Source organism: Rosenbergiella australiborealis, assembly GCF_018494035.1.
Classification (GTDB): domain Bacteria; phylum Pseudomonadota; class Gammaproteobacteria; order Enterobacterales; family Enterobacteriaceae; genus Rosenbergiella; species Rosenbergiella australiborealis.
Window position 1 is genome coordinate 1 of the sequence record NZ_JABBFO010000006.1, and the last position, 18614, is coordinate 18614.

Annotated in this window: 30 protein-coding genes; 6 read left to right on the plus strand and 24 right to left on the minus strand. The window is 44.6% G+C overall.

Going from position 1 to position 18614, the window contains the following annotated elements:
- Positions 1–295: 295 nt before the first annotated feature.
- Positions 296–835, plus strand: a complete 540-nt coding sequence (locus HGT73_RS07575; protein ID WP_214213290.1) for a gamma carbonic anhydrase family protein — start codon at positions 296–298, stop codon at positions 833–835.
- Here the strand turns inward: HGT73_RS07575 and HGT73_RS07580 are convergent.
- The 6 genes from HGT73_RS07580 to dprA are packed head-to-tail and all read right to left on the minus strand — an operon-like array spanning position 817 to position 4626.
- Entirely contained in the window at positions 817–1068 is a 252-nt protein-coding gene (locus HGT73_RS07580; RefSeq protein WP_214213292.1) for a DUF1488 family protein, read from the minus strand. The two genes, HGT73_RS07575 and HGT73_RS07580, sit on opposite strands and share 19 nt — an antisense overlap.
- Positions 1065–1886, minus strand: coding sequence for a shikimate dehydrogenase (gene aroE / locus HGT73_RS07585; protein ID WP_214213294.1), 822 nt, complete (start codon positions 1884–1886; stop codon positions 1065–1067). Before aroE ends, HGT73_RS07580 begins: the two co-directional genes overlap by 4 nt.
- A gap of 4 nt (positions 1887–1890) precedes the next feature.
- The gene (locus HGT73_RS07590; protein WP_214213296.1) at positions 1891–2463 is read right to left on the minus strand and encodes a Sua5/YciO/YrdC/YwlC family protein; all 573 of its coding nucleotides are present in this window, start codon (positions 2461–2463) and stop codon (positions 1891–1893) included.
- Between the two features lie 4 nt (positions 2464–2467).
- Positions 2468–3019 (minus strand): DNA topoisomerase family protein, encoded by a 552-nt coding sequence (locus tag HGT73_RS07595; protein WP_214213299.1) that lies wholly within the window; start codon positions 3017–3019, stop codon positions 2468–2470.
- A gap of 22 nt (positions 3020–3041) precedes the next feature.
- Positions 3042–3515 carry a DUF494 family protein gene (locus HGT73_RS07600; protein WP_214213301.1) on the minus strand — a complete coding sequence of 158 codons (474 nt, stop codon included), beginning with the start codon at positions 3513–3515 and terminating at the stop codon, positions 3042–3044.
- The gene (gene dprA / locus HGT73_RS07605) at positions 3487–4626 is read right to left on the minus strand and encodes a DNA-protecting protein DprA (RefSeq protein ID WP_244968495.1); all 1140 of its coding nucleotides are present in this window, start codon (positions 4624–4626) and stop codon (positions 3487–3489) included. Before dprA ends, HGT73_RS07600 begins: the two co-directional genes overlap by 29 nt.
- Before the next feature lie 100 nt (positions 4627–4726).
- On the opposite strand from dprA, the gene def reads away from it, so the two are divergent.
- From def to mscL, 5 genes are all read left to right on the plus strand, one after another.
- Entirely contained in the window at positions 4727–5236 is a 510-nt protein-coding gene (def, locus tag HGT73_RS07610; protein WP_214213303.1) for a peptide deformylase, read from the plus strand.
- A gap of 29 nt (positions 5237–5265) precedes the next feature.
- A complete protein-coding gene (fmt, locus tag HGT73_RS07615; RefSeq protein ID WP_214213305.1) occupies positions 5266–6213 on the plus strand; it encodes a methionyl-tRNA formyltransferase in 948 nt (315 codons plus the stop codon).
- Between the two features lie 36 nt (positions 6214–6249).
- Entirely contained in the window at positions 6250–7539 is a 1290-nt protein-coding gene (rsmB, locus tag HGT73_RS07620) for a 16S rRNA (cytosine(967)-C(5))-methyltransferase RsmB (protein ID WP_214213307.1), read from the plus strand.
- Positions 7540–7563: 24 nt separating this feature from the next.
- Entirely contained in the window at positions 7564–8940 is a 1377-nt protein-coding gene (gene trkA, locus HGT73_RS07625; protein WP_214213309.1) for a Trk system potassium transporter TrkA, read from the plus strand.
- A 93-nt stretch (positions 8941–9033) separates the two neighbouring features.
- Positions 9034–9432 carry a large-conductance mechanosensitive channel protein MscL gene (mscL, locus tag HGT73_RS07630; RefSeq protein ID WP_214213311.1) on the plus strand — a complete coding sequence of 133 codons (399 nt, stop codon included), beginning with the start codon at positions 9034–9036 and terminating at the stop codon, positions 9430–9432.
- A 46-nt stretch (positions 9433–9478) separates the two neighbouring features.
- Here the strand turns inward: mscL and HGT73_RS07635 are convergent, their stop codons facing one another.
- The 18 genes from HGT73_RS07635 to rplN form a co-directional block, all read right to left on the minus strand.
- Positions 9479–9856: a DnaJ family domain-containing protein gene (locus HGT73_RS07635; RefSeq protein ID WP_214213313.1), complete on the minus strand. Its 378-nt coding sequence runs from the start codon at positions 9854–9856 to the stop codon at positions 9479–9481.
- 74 nt (positions 9857–9930) lie between these two features.
- Entirely contained in the window at positions 9931–10314 is a 384-nt protein-coding gene (rplQ, locus tag HGT73_RS07640) for a 50S ribosomal protein L17 (protein ID WP_048912840.1), read from the minus strand.
- A gap of 40 nt (positions 10315–10354) precedes the next feature.
- On the minus strand, positions 10355–11344 hold the full coding sequence (locus tag HGT73_RS07645; protein ID WP_214213315.1) for a DNA-directed RNA polymerase subunit alpha: 990 nt from the start codon (positions 11342–11344) through the stop codon (positions 10355–10357).
- A 26-nt stretch (positions 11345–11370) separates the two neighbouring features.
- Positions 11371–11991: a 30S ribosomal protein S4 gene (gene rpsD / locus HGT73_RS07650; RefSeq protein ID WP_214213317.1), complete on the minus strand. Its 621-nt coding sequence runs from the start codon at positions 11989–11991 to the stop codon at positions 11371–11373.
- 33 nt (positions 11992–12024) lie between these two features.
- Positions 12025–12414 carry a 30S ribosomal protein S11 gene (rpsK, locus tag HGT73_RS07655; protein ID WP_004160563.1) on the minus strand — a complete coding sequence of 130 codons (390 nt, stop codon included), beginning with the start codon at positions 12412–12414 and terminating at the stop codon, positions 12025–12027.
- Positions 12415–12430: 16 nt separating this feature from the next.
- Positions 12431–12787 carry a 30S ribosomal protein S13 gene (gene rpsM / locus HGT73_RS07660; protein WP_038016625.1) on the minus strand — a complete coding sequence of 119 codons (357 nt, stop codon included), beginning with the start codon at positions 12785–12787 and terminating at the stop codon, positions 12431–12433.
- A gap of 146 nt (positions 12788–12933) precedes the next feature.
- Positions 12934–13050 carry a 50S ribosomal protein L36 gene (gene rpmJ, locus HGT73_RS07665; RefSeq protein WP_071433402.1) on the minus strand — a complete coding sequence of 39 codons (117 nt, stop codon included), beginning with the start codon at positions 13048–13050 and terminating at the stop codon, positions 12934–12936.
- Positions 13051–13082: 32 nt separating this feature from the next.
- Complete coding sequence (gene secY, locus HGT73_RS07670; RefSeq protein ID WP_048912844.1) at positions 13083–14414, minus strand: preprotein translocase subunit SecY; 1332 nt, start codon at positions 14412–14414, stop codon at positions 13083–13085.
- A gap of 8 nt (positions 14415–14422) precedes the next feature.
- Complete coding sequence (gene rplO, locus HGT73_RS07675) at positions 14423–14857, minus strand: 50S ribosomal protein L15 (RefSeq protein ID WP_048912845.1); 435 nt, start codon at positions 14855–14857, stop codon at positions 14423–14425.
- 3 nt (positions 14858–14860) lie between these two features.
- A complete protein-coding gene (rpmD, locus tag HGT73_RS07680) occupies positions 14861–15040 on the minus strand; it encodes a 50S ribosomal protein L30 (protein WP_004846568.1) in 180 nt (59 codons plus the stop codon).
- Positions 15041–15045: 5 nt separating this feature from the next.
- Positions 15046–15546, minus strand: coding sequence for a 30S ribosomal protein S5 (gene rpsE / locus HGT73_RS07685; RefSeq protein ID WP_048912846.1), 501 nt, complete (start codon positions 15544–15546; stop codon positions 15046–15048).
- 14 nt (positions 15547–15560) lie between these two features.
- Positions 15561–15914: a 50S ribosomal protein L18 gene (gene rplR / locus HGT73_RS07690; RefSeq protein ID WP_048912847.1), complete on the minus strand. Its 354-nt coding sequence runs from the start codon at positions 15912–15914 to the stop codon at positions 15561–15563.
- A 9-nt stretch (positions 15915–15923) separates the two neighbouring features.
- Complete coding sequence (gene rplF, locus HGT73_RS07695) at positions 15924–16457, minus strand: 50S ribosomal protein L6 (protein ID WP_214213319.1); 534 nt, start codon at positions 16455–16457, stop codon at positions 15924–15926.
- Positions 16458–16469: 12 nt separating this feature from the next.
- On the minus strand, positions 16470–16862 hold the full coding sequence (gene rpsH / locus HGT73_RS07700; protein ID WP_048912849.1) for a 30S ribosomal protein S8: 393 nt from the start codon (positions 16860–16862) through the stop codon (positions 16470–16472).
- 33 nt (positions 16863–16895) lie between these two features.
- Entirely contained in the window at positions 16896–17201 is a 306-nt protein-coding gene (rpsN, locus tag HGT73_RS07705; RefSeq protein ID WP_214213321.1) for a 30S ribosomal protein S14, read from the minus strand.
- 13 nt (positions 17202–17214) lie between these two features.
- On the minus strand, positions 17215–17754 hold the full coding sequence (rplE, locus tag HGT73_RS07710; protein ID WP_214213323.1) for a 50S ribosomal protein L5: 540 nt from the start codon (positions 17752–17754) through the stop codon (positions 17215–17217).
- Positions 17755–17768: 14 nt separating this feature from the next.
- Positions 17769–18083 carry a 50S ribosomal protein L24 gene (gene rplX / locus HGT73_RS07715; RefSeq protein ID WP_214213325.1) on the minus strand — a complete coding sequence of 105 codons (315 nt, stop codon included), beginning with the start codon at positions 18081–18083 and terminating at the stop codon, positions 17769–17771.
- 10 nt (positions 18084–18093) lie between these two features.
- A complete protein-coding gene (gene rplN, locus HGT73_RS07720) occupies positions 18094–18465 on the minus strand; it encodes a 50S ribosomal protein L14 (RefSeq protein WP_048912853.1) in 372 nt (123 codons plus the stop codon).
- Between the last annotated feature and the right edge of the window lie 149 nt (positions 18466–18614).

Genomic DNA, 18614 nt, shown 5'->3' on the forward strand with positions numbered 1-18614 from the left:
TTTTAACTCGTTGTCGCGAGGTGGCGTATATTACTCGCTTCACCTCAGGAGTCAATCATTATTTTGATTTTTTCTCCTGGACTAAATTGCTTTAGTGCCTGTCACCGCGCTGCGTATCGTGCTTTGCCGTGTCAGTGGATGCGCATTATAGGGAGTTCCGCCGAGAGCGCAAGGGATTACTTAAACTTTTTTACCAAGTGGTGATAATTAAATCATTCCGTGCAAAAATAAATCATATCGTTGTTCTAATACACAATTCTAGGCCGCTACACACTGTAATTAAGGTTAAAACGCCATGCAGAACTCTCTACGCGCTTTCAACGGACATACCCCAAAAATTGGACAAGAGGTTATGATTGATCCTTCTGCTGTTATTATTGGTAATGTGATCATTAAGGATCATTCAAGTATATGGCCGTTAGTTGTTATACGCGGCGATGTTAATACGATTACGATCGGGATGAGAACTAATATACAAGATGGTTCCGTTCTGCATGTCACACATCGTTCACAGAAGAACCCGTCCGGCTATCCCCTTATCATTGGCAATGATGTAACCATTGGTCATAAAGTAATGCTTCACGGCTGTTCAATAGGTAACAGAGTGATCGTTGGAATGGGAAGTATTCTTCTTGATGGAGCAGAGATCGAAGATGACGTGTTGATTGGCGCCGGAAGCCTTATTCCACCAAGAAAAAGGTTAAGTAGTGGTTTTTTATACCTGGGTAATCCGGTTAGACAAATACGCCAATTAACTGCTGAAGAGATACATAGCCTGAAACAGTCCTCGGACAATTATAGAGATTGGAAGCAAATTTACTTGGACAACCAATAATATCCTTGGGCATCATCCTGCTGGGCATTAATCACTTTTTCAGCCATCTCTTCAATGTCCCAGCGGTACCGGTTAAAAATGGTTAAGGGTTCACCTTCTTCAAATAGCTGACTTAATGTTACGATACTGAGCCCGCACGCTAACTTATTACCCTGTGATAACGCGGAAAAAATTATCGCTTGGCGCTCTTGATCCAAGTATTCATCTTCTAAAAAATGTATTGCCTGATTCATTGAGCCATCTCTTTACGTAATATGTTAATTACGGGTTCGACCTCCGGCATAACACCGTGCCAAAGATGAAATGCATGAGCTGCTTGACCGACCAACATACCGAGGCCATCTGCAGTGTTGTTCACACCTAAGCTCACCACCCAGTTGATGAACGCGGTGTTACCCACCTTATAAAACATGTCATAACAGCATGTTGATGGCTTGAAGCATTGTTCATCCAGCAGTGGAACTTCCTCAGATACGCCACTGGACGTTGCATTAATCACGAGGTCATAATCATTATAGGTATCATCGGCTTTATGCAGACGAAGTAAACCGATATCCTTAAAGTCTTCAATCATCGCCTCAGCTTTAGACTCAGTTCTATTACTCAGAGAGAGTTGATAACCACAACCGAGTAAAGGCTGTACCACTCCTCTCGCCGCACCACCAGCTCCTAGGATCAAAATTTTAGCATTTGCTTTTAAGCTAAAATGTCGATGAATATCCGACACTAAACCAATACCATCCGTATTATCTCCGAGTATTTCACCCGTTTCTAAAAGTTTGAGCGTATTAACGGCACCCGCGCATTTGGCTCGTGCGGTGAGCTTATCCGCGAGTTTAAAGGCCTCTTGTTTAAAAGGTAGGGTAACATTCGCCCCTTTCCCACCTCGTTGAAAAAAATCTCGTGCCGCATTTTCAAAATTATCTAGCTCTATGAGTAAACGCCCATAACGATGTTGAATTACCGTCTGCTCACTAAATTGTTGGTGAATGAATGGTGATTTACTGTGTGATATTGGATTGCCCATGACCACGAACTCGTTTGTATTCATTCGATTACCCTTCCCTTATACGTTCACCAGTTAGCGCATCCCTTATTTCAGAGGGATTTTCACGGCCACCAGTCGGAGCCATAACGACACTGAAGTCATCCCCAAACTGTGTCATTACATCCCCCCAAACTCGCGCCGGAGGCTGACCTGATAAATTTGCGCTCGTCGACACTAGCGGTTTACCTAAAGATTCGCAAAGTAACCTTGCTACCGGATGATCTGTAACGCGGACAGCAATACTATCAAATTTTCCAGTTATCCACTTAGGCGCATATGTGGATGCTGGCACAACGAATGTTACTGGACCGGGCCAATGTTTTAACATTCTTTCTGTCTGTTCTGCGCTAATTTTATTAGTCGCAATATAAGGTAGTAACTGTTCGTAGGAAGCCGCAATAAGGATAAGTCCTTTTTCTACTGGCCTCTGCTTAAGTAATAATAATTTTTCAACCGCTTGTTGATTATCTGGGTCACAACCGAGACCAAAAACAGCTTCTGTTGGATAAGCAATAACGTTTCCCTCATTCAGTGCCACAAGGCAGCGGCTGAATGAATCTTGGTAGTTGATGTTGGGCATGAATTCACTCTTCAGAAATAGAAATAACTTCGATTCCACATTGTTTATTGGCGCAGAAGGTTTTTAGACCTTTAGCACTCTTTTTTGTATAGAGTAGCTTGAAACCACAATGAGGACAGACATCATTTATAGGCAGATGATTAAGTGCATAGCGACACTTGGGATAGTCTGAACAAGCATAAAACGTTTTACCAAATCGTGATTGTCTTTTGACTAACGTTCCATGCTGACATTCAGGACAAGGAATCTGCGTTGAATCTGCTTGGGTGATCGCTTCGGAGTAATCACATTCAGGAAACTGTGTGCAGCCAATAAACATGCCATAGCGGCCCTGTCTTAATGCCTTATCAGCACTGCATTTAGGACATGGGTGATTTTCGAGAACCTTCACAATATGTCCATCAGATGACGGTATTAATGAGCGAATATAATTACATTGAGGATATGTAGAGCAGCCCAGAAATGGACCATGCTTACCTGAACGAATAACGAGCTCTGCTCCGCACTGCGGGCAGAGCTCTTGCTGCGCTATAGAAAATAACTCGATTTTGGACATGATTTCACAATTAAAACAATTCTCAGTGGATAACTTTATCAGTCACATCGAATAAAAGCTCTTCCATCTGTTGGTAAGCGTTTTCACATCCAGGAATATTGAATAGTACCATCAAGATTACCCATTTTAGATCGTCCAACTCAAATGACTGGGTATCCAGAGCAGTTACGCGTTCAATAACCATTTCACGCGTTTCAATATTCAGAACTTGCATCTGTTCAAGCAACAATATGAAGCCACGACATTCAGCATCTAATTTCATGCTCTCTTGTTCCGTATAAATACGAGCAGAGAGAGGGTCATTAAGCATAAGTAATGGTTCAACTAAGCCATCTTGATAATCAGCAAGTTTTTCCAACCAGCTCAAAGCATTATAGATATCTTCTTGGTGAAAACCGGCATCAGTTAAGTCATTAGTCAACTTATCCTGATCCACCTGAGTTTCAATTTCGCTGTGGATATATGTTTCAAACAAGTACATTAGAACGTCGAACATGGCTTGCCCTCCTTAATCGGACATAGCCGCCGGGTACAGCTGCGATCCATCCTGCTAACTCCAGTTCTAGTAAGGCTACAACTGTCTCTGGCACAGGTTGGCCGGCACGTTCAGCGACAACGTCAACAGATGTTACTTCATCTCCTACGTTAGCCAAGAGATCGGCAAATGGCAATGGTACTTTATCACTCTCTGCAAAATTTATTGACTGAAGAGCGGGATATAGCACAGAAGGATGTGCAGGATGTATGTCTTCAATAATATCGGCAACTTCTTTAACAAGTAGCCCACCTTGCTGAATGAGCCAATGACAACCCGCTGATTCGGGACTACTCAGAGAACCAGGAAGTGCATACACGTTCCTATTTTGTTCTAAGGCATACCGCGCTGTAATTAAAGAGCCACTACGAAGGGAAGCCTCAACAACTAAAGTTCCAACACTCAATCCGCTAATAATACGATTTCTTCTTGGAAAATGAGCTGCCTTGGGGTGAGCATTTAATGGAAATTCGCTAATCACTAATCCTTGGTTATGGATAATTTTTTGAAATAGTTCACTATTCTCACGTGGATAAATGTGTTCAAGACCACTTCCCAGTACAGCAATCGTTGATCCAGACACAGAGAGCGCCGCACGGTGTGCGATAGTATCAATCCCCAAAGCAAGACCACTTGTCACGACTACATTGTGATTGGCAATTCCACTAGCAAAAATTTCAGCCCAGTATTTACCGTAATAGGTACAGTGACGACTCCCCACAATAGCTAATTGAACTTTAGTTAATAACCCTATATTACCGATAGCAAAAAGATATAGAGGCGCCGTCACGCATTGCTTAAGGGATGAGGGATACTGGCTATGGCGATAATGAATAAAGTAATGATTTTCCCCTCTTATCCACTCTTGAGCACGAGCTATCTCTTCAGCAGAGATAGCATGATAATATTGACTAATCTGCCGCTCAGAAAGCTTAAGAAAACGAAGTGACTCCCGATTAATAACAGGTAACTGGCATAAAGTATCAATGAGCTGGACGCGATAGTGATACTTCATATTCTTTATTGCTGAACAACGTAACCAGATTTCCATATCATTTTCTATCGTTTGCATTAGCTCATTCCTCCACCTTATCAAGACTGTCAATCATGCAGTGAAAAGGCTACAATAAAGATAGATAATTAACTTTTTTAGAATAGAAATTTGGAAATATATGTCAGTGTTACAAGTCCTACATTATCCTGATGAGCGGCTTCGCAAAGTAGCGAAGCCAGTTGATCAAATTACCGCGGAAATCAAACAAATCGTCGATGATATGTTTGAAACGATGTACGCGGAAGAAGGTATCGGATTGGCCGCAACTCAAGTAGACATTCACCAACGAATCATTGTTATCGACGTCTCTGAAGAAAGAAATGAACGACTGGTGCTCATTAACCCTGAAATCCTAAATAAATGTGGTGAAACAGGAATTGAGGAAGGTTGTCTCTCCATCCCAGAACAGCGAGCGCTTGTCCCTCGTGCTGAGAAAGTGACAGTACAAGCATTGAATCGTGACGGTGAACAGTTCACATTAGAAGCTGATGGCTTACTCGCGATCTGTATCCAACATGAAATTGACCACTTAGAGGGAAAACTTTTCATTGACTACCTTTCTCCTTTAAAACGTCAACGTATTCGTCAGAAACTAGAGAAACTTGCGCGCCAGAACCACCGCGGATAATCCTTAATCATCACCGAGAGAACGGTACAGTGTCAGATTCCTTAAAAATAATATTTGCCGGAACGCCAGATTTTGCTGCTAAACACCTTGAAGTTTTACTCAGTTCTTCTTATCAAGTTGTAGGCGTTTTCACGCAACCTGATCGTCCTGCAGGACGAGGGAAGAAACTGATGCCGTCTCCGGTGAAAGTACTTGCTGAAGAAAAAGGGATTCCAGTATTTCAACCTGAATCATTGCGGAGTGCTGAACAGCAGCAATTAGTTGCTGAGCTTAATGCTGACGTTATGATTGTAGTGGCTTATGGATTATTATTGCCGGCGAAAGTATTGGAAATGCCAAAGCTTGGCTGTTTAAACGTGCACGGTTCACTACTCCCAACATGGCGCGGTGCTGCACCAATCCAACGAGCGCTGTGGGCCGGTGACACAATGACTGGTATTACTATTATGCAAATGGACGTCGGCTTGGATACTGGTGATATGTTATTTAAAGTATCTTGTCCTATTACGCCTGAAGATACCAGCGCCACGTTATACGATAAACTTGCCCAACTAGGCCCACAAGCCTTACTTGATAGCTTGATTTTGTTAGAACAGAATCAGTTAACACCTGAAAAGCAAGATAATACTCTCGCAACCTACGCCCATAAACTGAGTAAAGAAGAAGCACGATTGGACTGGAATCTCTCTGCATCTGCTTTAGAACGCTGTATTCGAGCTTTTAATCCTTGGCCCTTTAGCTACTTTGTCGTCAATGAGCAAAGTATTAAAGTTTGGCGAGCTTCGGTCATAGCCAGTCACGAATCTTATACGCCGGGAACGATCCTTGCTGCAGAGAGATCGGGTATTCAGGTTGCGACCAGCGAAGGCATTCTAAACTTAGAAATTATGCAGCCCGCAGGTAAGAAAGCTATGTCTGCACAGGACCTGCTTAACTCACGACAAGAATGGTTCATCCCTGGAACTGTATTAAATTAGAAAGCCTCCCGGCTCTAATCACCCGATGAGTAATTAATGAAAAATATAACTAACCTGCGCGGGATTGCTGCACAACTGATTGAGCAGGTTATTGATAAAGGTCAATCTTTATCAACAGTTCTCCCAGCTGCACAAAGGCTGCTCGCTGAAAAAGACCGAGCGCTCCTTCAAGAATTAAGTTTCGGCGTAATACGTTATTTACCTCAACTCGATTATATTATTCTTCAGCTTATGGACAAGCCGATGAAGGGTAAGCAACGTATTATTCACTATGTAATTATGGTAGGTCTGTACCAACTGCGGCATACTCGAGTTCCCCCACATGCCGCTATTGCGGAAACGGTACAAGCCGCTGTTTTTTTAAAACGCCAGAGTCTAAAAGGTCTTGTTAACGGAGTTTTAAGAACCTACCAACGTCGCGAAACTGAGTTTACGTTTGATAATATTGCAGACCCAATACGTTATCTGCACCCATCATGGTTTATTACCCGCATTAAAGCAGCGTGGCCTGATGATTGGGTATCTATCTTAGAAGCCAATAATAGTCGTCCCCCGATGTGGCTAAGGGTTAATCAGAGTTATATCTCAAGAGACCGTTGGCTTGTTCTATTACAAGAATCAGGCTTCGACGCTACAGCAACTGCTTTATCCCCACAAGCACTCTGCTTAGAAAAACCTGTTGGTGTCACTGCACTTCCTGGCTTTAAGGAGGGATGGGTGACCGTACAAGATTTATCGGCCCAACGTTGTTCGCTGTATTTAGATCCACAACCCGGTGAAAAAATATTGGATATTTGCGCTGCACCCGGTGGTAAAACTACGCATATACTCGAATTAGCTAGTACCGCAGAAGTTACTGCTGTTGACGTCGATGCACAACGTTTATCAAGAGTGGCGGAAAACTTAGAGCGTTTGAATTTAACCGCAACGTTAATTTGTGGAGATGGACGCTACCCAGAACAGTGGCTCGATGATCAATACTTCGATCGTATTCTACTTGATGCCCCTTGCTCTGCGACCGGCGTTATTCGTCGGCATCCAGATATAAAGTGGCTAAGAAGAGATAACGATATCGCTGAACTTGCTTCATTACAAAAAGAGATCCTTGAAGCAGCATGGAAACGGCTTAAATCTGGGGGAACTTTACTTTATGCGACCTGTTCAATTCTTCCTGAAGAAAATAGCCGTCAAATTAATACTTTTCTTAGCCAACATCCCGAAGCAATCCACGAGATTTTACCTGGAGGAGGCAACAATGGACTACAAGTTCTCCCTTCCGAACTAGGCGGTGATGGTTTCTTCTATGCAAAAATCTTAAAAAAATAATTCGACGATAAGAGTGTCACGACAATGAAAATTATTATCCTGGGTGCGGGCCAAGTCGGTGGCACTCTTGCAGAGAATTTAGTGGGCGAAAATAATGATGTAACGGTTGTCGATACGGATCCTACACGGTTACGGAGTTTACAAGATAAGTTCGACTTACGGGTAGTAACCGGATCAGGATCGCATCCTAGCACCTTAGAAGAAGCCGGTGCAGAAGATGCTGACATGTTGGTTGCTGTTACGAGCTCGGATGAAACCAATATGATAGCCTGCCAGATCGCCTACACCCTCTTCAATACGCCGAACAGAATTGCAAGAATTCGCGCATCTGATTATCTACGTGATATGGATAAGCTGTTCATTCCAGAAGCTATTCCTATTGACCATTTGATTGCCCCAGAACAACTAGTGATTGATAATATTTTCAGGTTAATCGAATATCCAGGTGCATTACAGGTTGTTAATTTTGCCGATGATAAAGTCAGCCTAGCGGTTGTGAAAGCCTACTATGGCGGGCCATTAGTTGGAAATCCACTTTCGACGATGCGCGAACATATGCCACATATAGAAAGTCGAGTCACTGCCATTTTTAGGCAGGATCGTCCGATCCGCCCACAAGGTACAACGATTATAGAAGCTGGGGACGAAGTCTTTTTTATTGCTGCCAACCAACATATTCGGGCGGTAATGAGTGAAATGCAACGCCTTGAAAAACCTTATAAAAGAATAATGCTCGTCGGTGGTGGAAATATTGGGTTTGGATTGGCTAAAAAACTTGAAAAACAATACAGCATTAAATTGATTGAGCATAATAAAGAACGCGCAGCAGAACTCGCTCAACAGTTAAACAATACAACGGTATTCTATGGTGATGCTTCCGATCAAGAGCTTTTAGCAGAAGAGAATATCGATCAGGTTGATCTTTTCATTGCCGTCACCAATGATGATGAAGCAAATATCATGTCTGCAATGCTCGCCAAAAAGATGGGTGCTAAAAAAGCAATGGTATTGATTCAGAGACGTGCTTACGTTGATTTAGTTCAAGGTAGTGTTATCGATATCGCCATCTCCCCACAACAAGCGACAATTTCTGCTCTGCTTGGTCATGTTAGAAAAGCTGATATCGTGAGTGTTCACTCACTGCGCAGAGGTATTGCTGAAGCGATCGAGGCTGTTGCACACGGCGAAGAAAATACGTCGAGAGTAGTAGGGCGTACTATTCAAGAAATCAAACTCCCACCTGGAACTATTATCGGCGCAGTTGTCAGAGGAGATGAGGTGATTATTGCCAACGATAATACCCGAATTGAACAAGCTGACCACGTCATACTCTTTTTAACAGATAAAAAATACGTCCGTGACGTAGAGAAACTTTTTCAGCCAAGTCCCTTTTTCTTATAGCAAGTCGCGATGATTGATTGGAAAGATGCGTAGTAATATAAATTATATTTTAGTAAAGTACGCTTTCATTCATCTTATAAGGGAATAGCCTGCATGAGTTTATTTAAAGAGTTTCGTGATTTTGCAATGCGCGGGAATGTTGTCGATTTAGCTGTTGGTGTAGTGATTGGTGCTGCATTCGGCAAAATAGTTTCTTCATTGGTCGCCAACATTATTATGCCACCATTAGGTTTATTGATTGGTGGAATCGATTTCAAAAATATGGCTTGGACATTAAAACCTGCCGTTGGCGAAACTCCTGCGGTTGTTATGCAATACGGTATTTTCATCCAGTCGATCTTTGATTTCATCATCATTGCATTTGCTATTTTCTTAGCGATCAAAGTAATGAATAAACTTTATAAGAAGAAAGAAGTTGAAAAACCTGCACCTAAGCCTAGTGCTGAGGAAGTATTACTGACAGAAATCCGTGATTTATTGAAAACAAAATAATCTTCACGTTACACTGAGAAGCCATAACACGAACGTTATGGCTTTTTTATTTACAGTTTCTCTTCAACAATCTCTCTTTAACGGCATCTGCATAATCACTTTTATCGAGAAAATCTATCGTAAATCCTGCGTGAACGAGTTTCGTTTTAACTAAGGTTAGTTCTGCATGATAACCATTTCGTTCTTCAGTATTGGTAGCATGTATAATAAGTGTCTGAAGATTCAATGCATCTTGTCTGAGTTGCAACTCCTCTGGGAGATAACCGCTCATTTTCATTATCCGATAAGACATTCGTAAATTCTCTGGGACAAGACTATCATCATCGAGTAAAAGAGGTCGACCGGCACCGGGAAGATTATCGAACTGACCTTGCTCGATAGCCTCTTTAATAGAACGCTCAACAAGAGCTTCAAGGAATAGCATAAATATCCCCTCACTAAATTCAGTCAATAAAAAAACCCGCCGAAGCGGGTTTTTTTATTGCATCAGCAGGCAGATTACTCTGCAGCTTCAGCCTGAGCTTCTGGACGATCAACGAGCTCGATGTAAGCCATCGGAGCATTGTCACCAGCACGGAAGCCACACTTAAGAATACGAGTGTAACCACCAGTACGGCTCGCGAAACGCGGGCCTAACTCATTAAATAATTTTGCCACGATCTCGTTATCACGAGTACGGGCGAATGCTAGACGACGGTTTGCAACATTGTCAGTCTTAGCAAGTGTAATCAGCGGCTCAACAACGCGACGTAGTTCTTTAGCCTTTGGTAAAGTCGTCTTGATAATTTCGTGACGGACTAATGAACCAGCCATGTTACGGAACATAGCCTGGCGATGGCTGCTGTTACGGTTCAGTTGACGACCACTCTTACGATGGCGCATGACCTTATCCTTCTCAGTGAAACCTTAACCTGTGATCCGGTTACTCATCTGCAATGCTTGCAGGTGGCCAATTTTCGAGGCGCATGCCAAGAGAAAGTCCACGTGAAGCCAGCACGTCTTTAATCTCAGTAAGAGATTTTTTACCCAAGTTTGGCGTCTTAAGAAGCTCAACCTCGGTACGTTGTACCAGATCACCGATGTAGTGGATAGCTTCTGCTTTCAAGCAGTTAGCAGAGCGGACAGTCAATTCCAGATCGTCAACAGGGCGCAGCAAGATCGGATCGAATTCTGGTTTCTCTTCCTTAACTTCTGGTTGACGAACATCACGTAAGTCAACAAAAGCATCGAGTTGTTCAGCCAGAATGGTTGCCGCACGACGAATCGCCTCTTCAGGATCGATTGTGCCGTTAGTTTCCATTTCGATGACTAGCTTGTCCAAATCTGTACGTTGCTCTACGCGAGCTGCTTCAACATTGTAGGCTATACGGTCTACAGGGCTGTAGCAAGCATCGACTAACAAACGTCCAATTGGGCGCTCATCTTCTTCCGAATGAATTCGGGCAGAAGCCGGCACATAACCACGACCACGTTGAACTTTGATACGCATATTTAATGATGCATTTTCATCAGTCAGGTGGCAAATTACGTGCTGTGGCTTGACGATTTCGACATCACCATCATGGGTGATATCGGCTGCAGTCACAGGGCCAATGCCAGATTTATTCAATGTTAAGATAACTTCATCTTTACCTTGAACTCTTACCGCAAGCCCTTTCAGGTTGAGCAGGATTTCTAGGATATCTTCCTGAATTCCCTCTTTGGTGCTGTACTCATGAAGCACACCATCAATTTCAACCTCGGTCACCGCGCAACCCGGCATGGATGAAAGCAGAATACGGCGCAGTGCGTTACCTAGAGTATGGCCAAAGCCACGCTCTAATGGTTCAAGGGTCACCTTGGCGTGCGTCGAACTCACTTGCTCGATATCTACCAGGCGCGGTTTTAGAAACTCTGTCACAGAACCCTGCATTGTGTCCTCTCTTTGGTACTCAAGCTTTACTTAGAGTAAAGCTCGACGATCAGGTGCTCGTTAATGTCCGCAGACAGATCTGTACGCTCAGGCTGACGCTTGAACACACCTTCCATCTTAGCTGCATCAACTTCCAGCCAGGTTGGCTTTTCACGCTGTTCTGACAGCTCAAGAGCCGCCTTTACGCGAGCTTGCTTTTTGGCTTTCTCACGAATGCTAACAACATCATTCGGAGTTACCTGATAAGAAGCGATGTTAACAACGTGACCATTTACCATGATTGACTTATGGCTAACTAACTGGCGTGCTTCTGCACGTGTAGCACCAAAGCCCATACGGTAAACAACGTTATCCAGACGACCTTCTAGCAGAGCCAGCAGGTTTTCACCTGTGTTGCCTTTCAGACGAGCTGCTTCTTGATAATAATTACGGAATTGACGCTCAAGAACACCGTACATACGACGAACTTTTTGTTTTTCACGTAATTGACCGCCGTAGTCAGACAGACGCGGTTTACGCGCTCCGTGTTGACCAGGGGCTTGTTCAATCTTACACTTGGAATCAATCGCGCGAACGCCAGACTTAAGGAATAAGTCAGTGCCCTCACGACGGCTCAGCTTGAGCTTAGGACCCAAATATCTTGCCATTTTCTTTCTCCAACTTACCTAGAAACGGACGCGTTATACGCGGCGTTTCTTAGGCGGACGACAACCGTTGTGAGGGATCGGAGTCACATCAGTAATATTAGTGATGCGGAAACCTGCGGCGTTCAGAGCACGAATCGTAGATTCGCGGCCTGGACCCGGACCCTTTACCATGACTTCTAGGTTCTTAATACCGTAATCTTTTACAGCTTCTGCACAGCGCTCTGCAGCGACCTGAGCAGCGAACGGCGTAGATTTACGTGAACCACGGAAACCGGAACCACCGGCTGTTGCCCAACCCAGTGCGTTACCCTGACGATCAGTAATAGTAACGATGGTGTTGTTAAAAGACGCATGGACATGAGCCACGCCATCTGAAACTTGTTTTCTTACACGCTTACGTGCACGAACTGGTGCCTTTGCCATTATTTACTCACCCCGATTATTTCTTGATCGGTTTGCGCGGACCCTTACGGGTACGTGCATTGGTCTTGGTACGCTGACCGCGAACCGGAAGACCACGACGATGACGCAAACCACGATAACAACCAAGGTCCATAAGACGCTTGATGCTCAGGGTAACTTCACGACGCAGATCACCTTCAACAACGAACTTGCCAACTGCTTCACGCAGTTGCTCAATTTGTTCTTCAGACAGCTCACTGATCTTAACATCTTCAGCAATACCCGTAGAAGCACAAATGGCTTTTGAACGAGTCTTACCGATACCGAAGATCGCAGTTAATGCGATGACAGTGTGTTTATGATCAGGAATGTTAATGCCTGCTATACGGGCCACTATGCACTCCTATTACTAATTAACTGTATTCTCATGCTGAAAAGCCCGTTTTCAGGATACTCAAATGAAGAATACACTTACATAAAAAGATTGGCTGGCTAATCTAGCCAGCTCAACCCGACTTTGCAAGAAAAATCTGCAATAAATCAGCCTTGACGCTGTTTATGCTTAGGTTCTACGCTGCAAATCACACGCACGACGCCGTCGCGACGAACAATTTTACAGTTACGACACATTTTCTTGACGGAAGCACGAACTTTCATTTTTACTCTCCGTAACTTCTCAAGCGCCTAAATTAACGGCCTTGGCCTTTTAGGTTTGCTTTTTTCAATGCAGACTCGTATTGACTTGACATCATCAGAGTTTGCACTTGAGCCATAAAGTCCATGATAACAACGACGACAATTAGCAGTGATGTACCACCAAAGCTAAATGGAACATTCATCGCATCACGCATGAACTCCGGGATCAGGCAGATAAAAGTAATATACAGGGCGCCAATAAGAGTAAGACGCGTCATCACTTTATCGATGTACCTCGCCGTTTGCTCTCCCGGACGAATACCCGGTACAAATGCGCCTGACTTCTTCAAATTATCTGCCGTTTCACGCGGGTTAAACACCAACGCAGTATAGAAAAAGCAGAAGAAGATGATAGCAGTTGCGTATAGTAACACATAAAGTGGCTGACCTGGTGCTAAATTATCCGAAATAGCACTTAACCATGACCACCCGGTACTTCCCCCGAACCAAGACGTTAACGTCGCTGGAAACAGGATGATACTGGAAGCAAAAATAGCAGGAATAACACCGGCCATATTCACTTTTAAAGGTAAATGTGTACTTTGCGCAGCATACACACGACGACCTTGTTGGCGTTTTGCGTAGTTAACAACGATACGACGTTGTCCACGCTCAACAAATATAACAAAGTAAGTCACTGCGAATACCAGAACTGCAACCAACAATAATAAGAGGAAGTGTAGGCCGCCTTGCCGTGCTTGCTCGATGGTATGGCCAACGGCCTGCGGAAGACCCGCAACAATACCAGCGAAGATAATGATTGAGATACCGTTACCGATACCTCGCTCAGTAATCTGTTCACCTAACCACATAAGGAACATTGTTCCAGTGACTAGGCTTACAACAGCGGTAACGTAAAATGCAATACCAGGATTAATAACTAAACCTTGCATGCCTGGCATATTAGGCAAACCGGTAGCAATACCGATTGCCTGAAACACAGCCAGAACGAGTGTGCCGTAGCGGGTATACTGGCTAATCTTACGACGACCAGACTCCCCTTCTTTCTTTATCTCTGCCAGTGCGGGATGAACCACAGTTAATAGTTGAATAATAATGGACGCAGAAATATACGGCATTATACCCAATGCAAAGATAGAGGCACGACTAAGAGCACCACCAGAGAACATGTTAAACATATCAATGATGGTGCCACGCTGTTGCTCGAGCAATTTAGCAAGAACTGTGGCATCAATACCAGGAATTGGAATAAAAGAACCAATTCGGAAGACGATTAGGGCACCAATTACAAACATTAGTCTGCGTTTTAGTTCACCTAGCCCACCCTTGGCACTTTGAAAATCTAATCCCGGTTGTTTAGCCATCAGCTCAATTATTCCTCGATTTTACCGCCAGCAGCTTCGATAGCCGCACGAGCACCTTTAGTGACGCGCAGACCACGAATGGTTACTGGTGCAGTAACTTCACCAGAAAGAATTACTTTTGCAAATTCAATCTGTACACCAATAATGTTTGCTGCTTTCAGCGTGTTCAGGTCAACGATACCGCCTTCAACTTTCGCAAGGTCAGACAGACGAATCTCTGTAGTAACCATTGATTTGCGAGAGGTGAAACCAAATTTTGGTAGACGACGGTATAAAGGCATCTGACCACCTTCAAAACCGCGACGTACGCCACCGCCAGAACGAGATTTCTGACCTTTGTGACCACGGCCACCGGTTTTACCGACGCCAGAACCAATACCACGACCTAAACGCTTAGCGGCGTGCTTAGACCCTTCGGCCGGAGACAGAGTATTTAAACGCATCTGTTACTCCTCCACTTTAACCATGTAGGAAACTGCGTTAACCATACCACGAACCGCAGGAGTATCCTCACGTTCAACAGTATGACCAATGCGACGTAACCCTAAGCCCAGAAGTGTTGCCTTATGTTTAGGCAGACGACCGATTGCACTGCGGGTTTGAGTAATTTTAATAGTCTTAGCCATGATAATTACCCCAGAATTTCTTCAACGGATTTACCACGCTTGGCAGCGACCATATCCGGAGATTTCATATTGCTCAGACCATCGATAGTTGCACGAACCACGTTAATCGGGTTAGTAGAACCATACGCTTTAGAAAGAACGTTATGTACTCCAGCGACTTCTAGTACTGCACGCATTGCACCACCGGCAATGATACCTGTACCTTCAGAAGCCGGCTGCATGAACACACGGGAACCAGTATGAACACCTTTTACAGGGTGTTGTAGGGTACCGTTAGTCAGCGCGACATTTACCATGTTGCGACGGGCTTTTTCCATCGCTTTCTGGATTGCTGCTGGAACTTCGCGCGCTTTACCGTAACCAAAACCTACGCGACCATTACCATCACCTACCACAGTCAATGCTGTGAAAGAGAAGATACGACCACCTTTAACAGTTTTAGAAACACGGTTTACCGCGATCAGTTTTTCCTGCAGTTCGCCAGCTTGTTTCTCGATGTGTGACATCTTAGACCTCTACCTTAGAACTGAAGGCCAGCTTCACGGGCAGCATCTGCCAGTGCCTGGACACGACCATGATATTGGAAACCAGAACGATCGAAAGAAACACCTGTGATGCCTTTCTCGATAGCGCGCTCTGCAATAGCTTTACCTACTGCAATTGCTGCGTCCTTGTTACCAGTGTACTTCAGTTGTTCAGCGATAGCTTTTTCTATAGTAGAAGCAGCAACCAGAACTTCGGAACCGTTCGGAGCGATTACCTGTGCGTAGATGTGACGCGGGGTACGATGTACCACCAGGCGAGTAGCACCCAGCTCTTTGAGCTTGCGACGCGCACGGGTCGCACGACGGATACGAGCAGATTTCTTATCCATAGTGTTACCTTACTTCTTCTTAGCCTCTTTGATACGCACGACTTCGTCGGCGTAACGGACACCCTTGCCTTTATAAGGCTCAGGACGACGGTAGGCGCGCAAGTCAGCTGCAACCTGTCCAATCACCTGCTTATCAGCACCTTTCAGTACGATTTCAGTTTGAGTAGGACATTCAGCAGTGATTCCCGCAGGCAATTGGTGCTCAACTGGATGAGAAAAGCCCAGAGAGAGGTTCACTGAAGAACCTTTAATAGCCGCACGATAACCAACACCGACTAACTGCAGCTTCTTAGTGAAGCCTTCGGTAACACCGATAACCATTGAGTTTAACAGAGCACGCGCAGTACCTGCTTGTGCCCATGCATCGGCGAAGCCTTCGCGCGGAGCGAAAGTTAACGCGTTATCTGCATGTTTAACTTCAACAGCTTTGTTGATAGTACGAGACAGCTCGCCGTTCTTACCTTTAATCGATACTTCCTGACCGTTGATTTTTACGTCGACGCCGGCAGGAACAACGACAGGTGCTTTAGCAACACGAGACATTTTACCCTCCGATTACGCTACGTAGCAGATAATTTCGCCACCAAGACCAGCTTGGCGCGCTGCACGATCAGTCATAACACCTTTAGATGTAGAAACAACTGCGATACCTAAACCAGCCATAACTTTTGGCAGCTCATCTTTTCTTTTATAGATGCGCAGGCCTGGGCGGCTTACTCGCTGAATGCTTTCTACAACAGCCTTTCCTTCAAAGTACTTTAACGTAACTTCGAGTTCTGGCTTGATGTCGCCTTCAATTTTAAAATCTTCAATATAACCTTCTTCCTTCAGCACGTTGGCAATCGCCAATTTCAGCTTGGAGGAAGGCATGGTGACCGCAACTTTGTTCGCGGACTGACCGTTACGGATACGGGTCAGCATATCCGCGATCGGATCTTGCATGCTCATCAGTGTCTACTCCCGTGATTCAATTGGTGACAATTACCAGCTAGCCTTTTTCAAGCCAGGTACTTCACCGCGCATAGCGGCTTCACGTAGCTTGATACGGCTCAACCCGAACTTACCTACATAACCGTGTGGACGGCCAGTTTGACGGCAACGATTACGCTGACGGGACGGGCTGGAATCACGCGGCAGTGACTGAAGCTTTAGAACAGCATTCCAACGATCTTCGTCGGTAGCGTTCACATCAGAAATGATCGCTTTCAGTTCAGCGCGTTTCGCGAAGAATTTGTCTGCTAATTTTACACGCTTAACTTCGCGTGCTTTCATTGATTGCTTAGCCATTAGTAACCCTACCTTACTTACGGAACGGGAAGTTAAAGGCTGCCAGCAGAGCACGGCCTTCATCATCAGATTTCGCAGTAGTGGTAATGGTAATATCCAAACCACGGACGCGATCGACTTTATCGTAGTCGATTTCTGGGAAGATGATCTGCTCACGGACACCCATGCTGTAGTTACCACGTCCATCGAAAGACTTCGCAGATAAACCACGGAAGTCACGAATACGCGGTACAGCAATAGTGATCAGGCGGTCAAAGAATTCCCACATACGTTCGCCACGCAGGGTTACTTTACAGCCGATCGGATAGCCCTGACGGATTTTGAAGCCTGCAACAGATTTGCGTGCTTTGGTGACTAGCGGCTTTTGACCGGAGATTGCTGCTAAATCAGCCGCTGCGTTATCCAGCAGTTTCTTATCAGCAATCGCTTCACCAACACCCATGTTCAGGGTAATCTTCTCGACCCGAGGGACTTGCATGACTGAATTGTAGTTAAACTCAGTCATGAGCTTCTTAACTACTTCGTCTTTGTAGTAATCATGCAGTTTCGCCATCGTACTACTCCAAATTACTTGATAGTTTCGCTATTAGACTTGAAAAAACGGACTTTTTTGCCGTCTTCAAATCTAAAGCCTACACGGTCTGCCTTACCAGTAGCCGCATTGAAGATTGCAAGGTTGGAAAGCTCGATTGCTGCTTCTTTCTCAACGATGCCACCTGGTTGGTTCATAGCCGGTACAGGCTTCTGATGTTTCTTAACCAGGTTGATCCCTTCAACGATAACTTTGTTGGAAGACAATACATTTTTTACTTTACCGCGTTTACCTTTATCTTTACCGGTTAACACGATAACTTCGTCGTTACAACGGATTTTAGCTGCCATGGCTCGCTCCTTAGAGTACTTCTGGTGCCAGAGAGATAATTTTCATGAACTTTTCAGTACGAAGTTCACGAGTTACCGGCCCAAAAATACGCGTTCCGATAGGTTGCTCGCTGTTATTATTTAAAATAACGCATGCATTACCATCGAAGCGAATGACAGAACCGTCGGGGCGACGAACACCCTTCTTGGTGCGCACCACTACCGCCTTCAGGACATCACCTTTCTTAACTTTACCACGTGGAATTGCTTCCTTGATGGTAACTTTGATGATATCACCGACGCCTGCGTAGCGACGGTGCGAGCCACCCAGAACCTTGATACACATTACGCTACGTGCACCGGAGTTGTCGGCGACGTTTAGCATAGTCTGTTCTTGGATCATTTTAGTGCTCCGCTAATGTCAACTACTACTTCGGGACCTACAATTACTAGGTCGTTTAAAAGCCCCATTACCGAGGGCGCGGCATTATAACACCGCTTCTCGCAGATGGGTAGAAAAAATAAACGGCTCTTGCGAGCCGTCTATCTGTT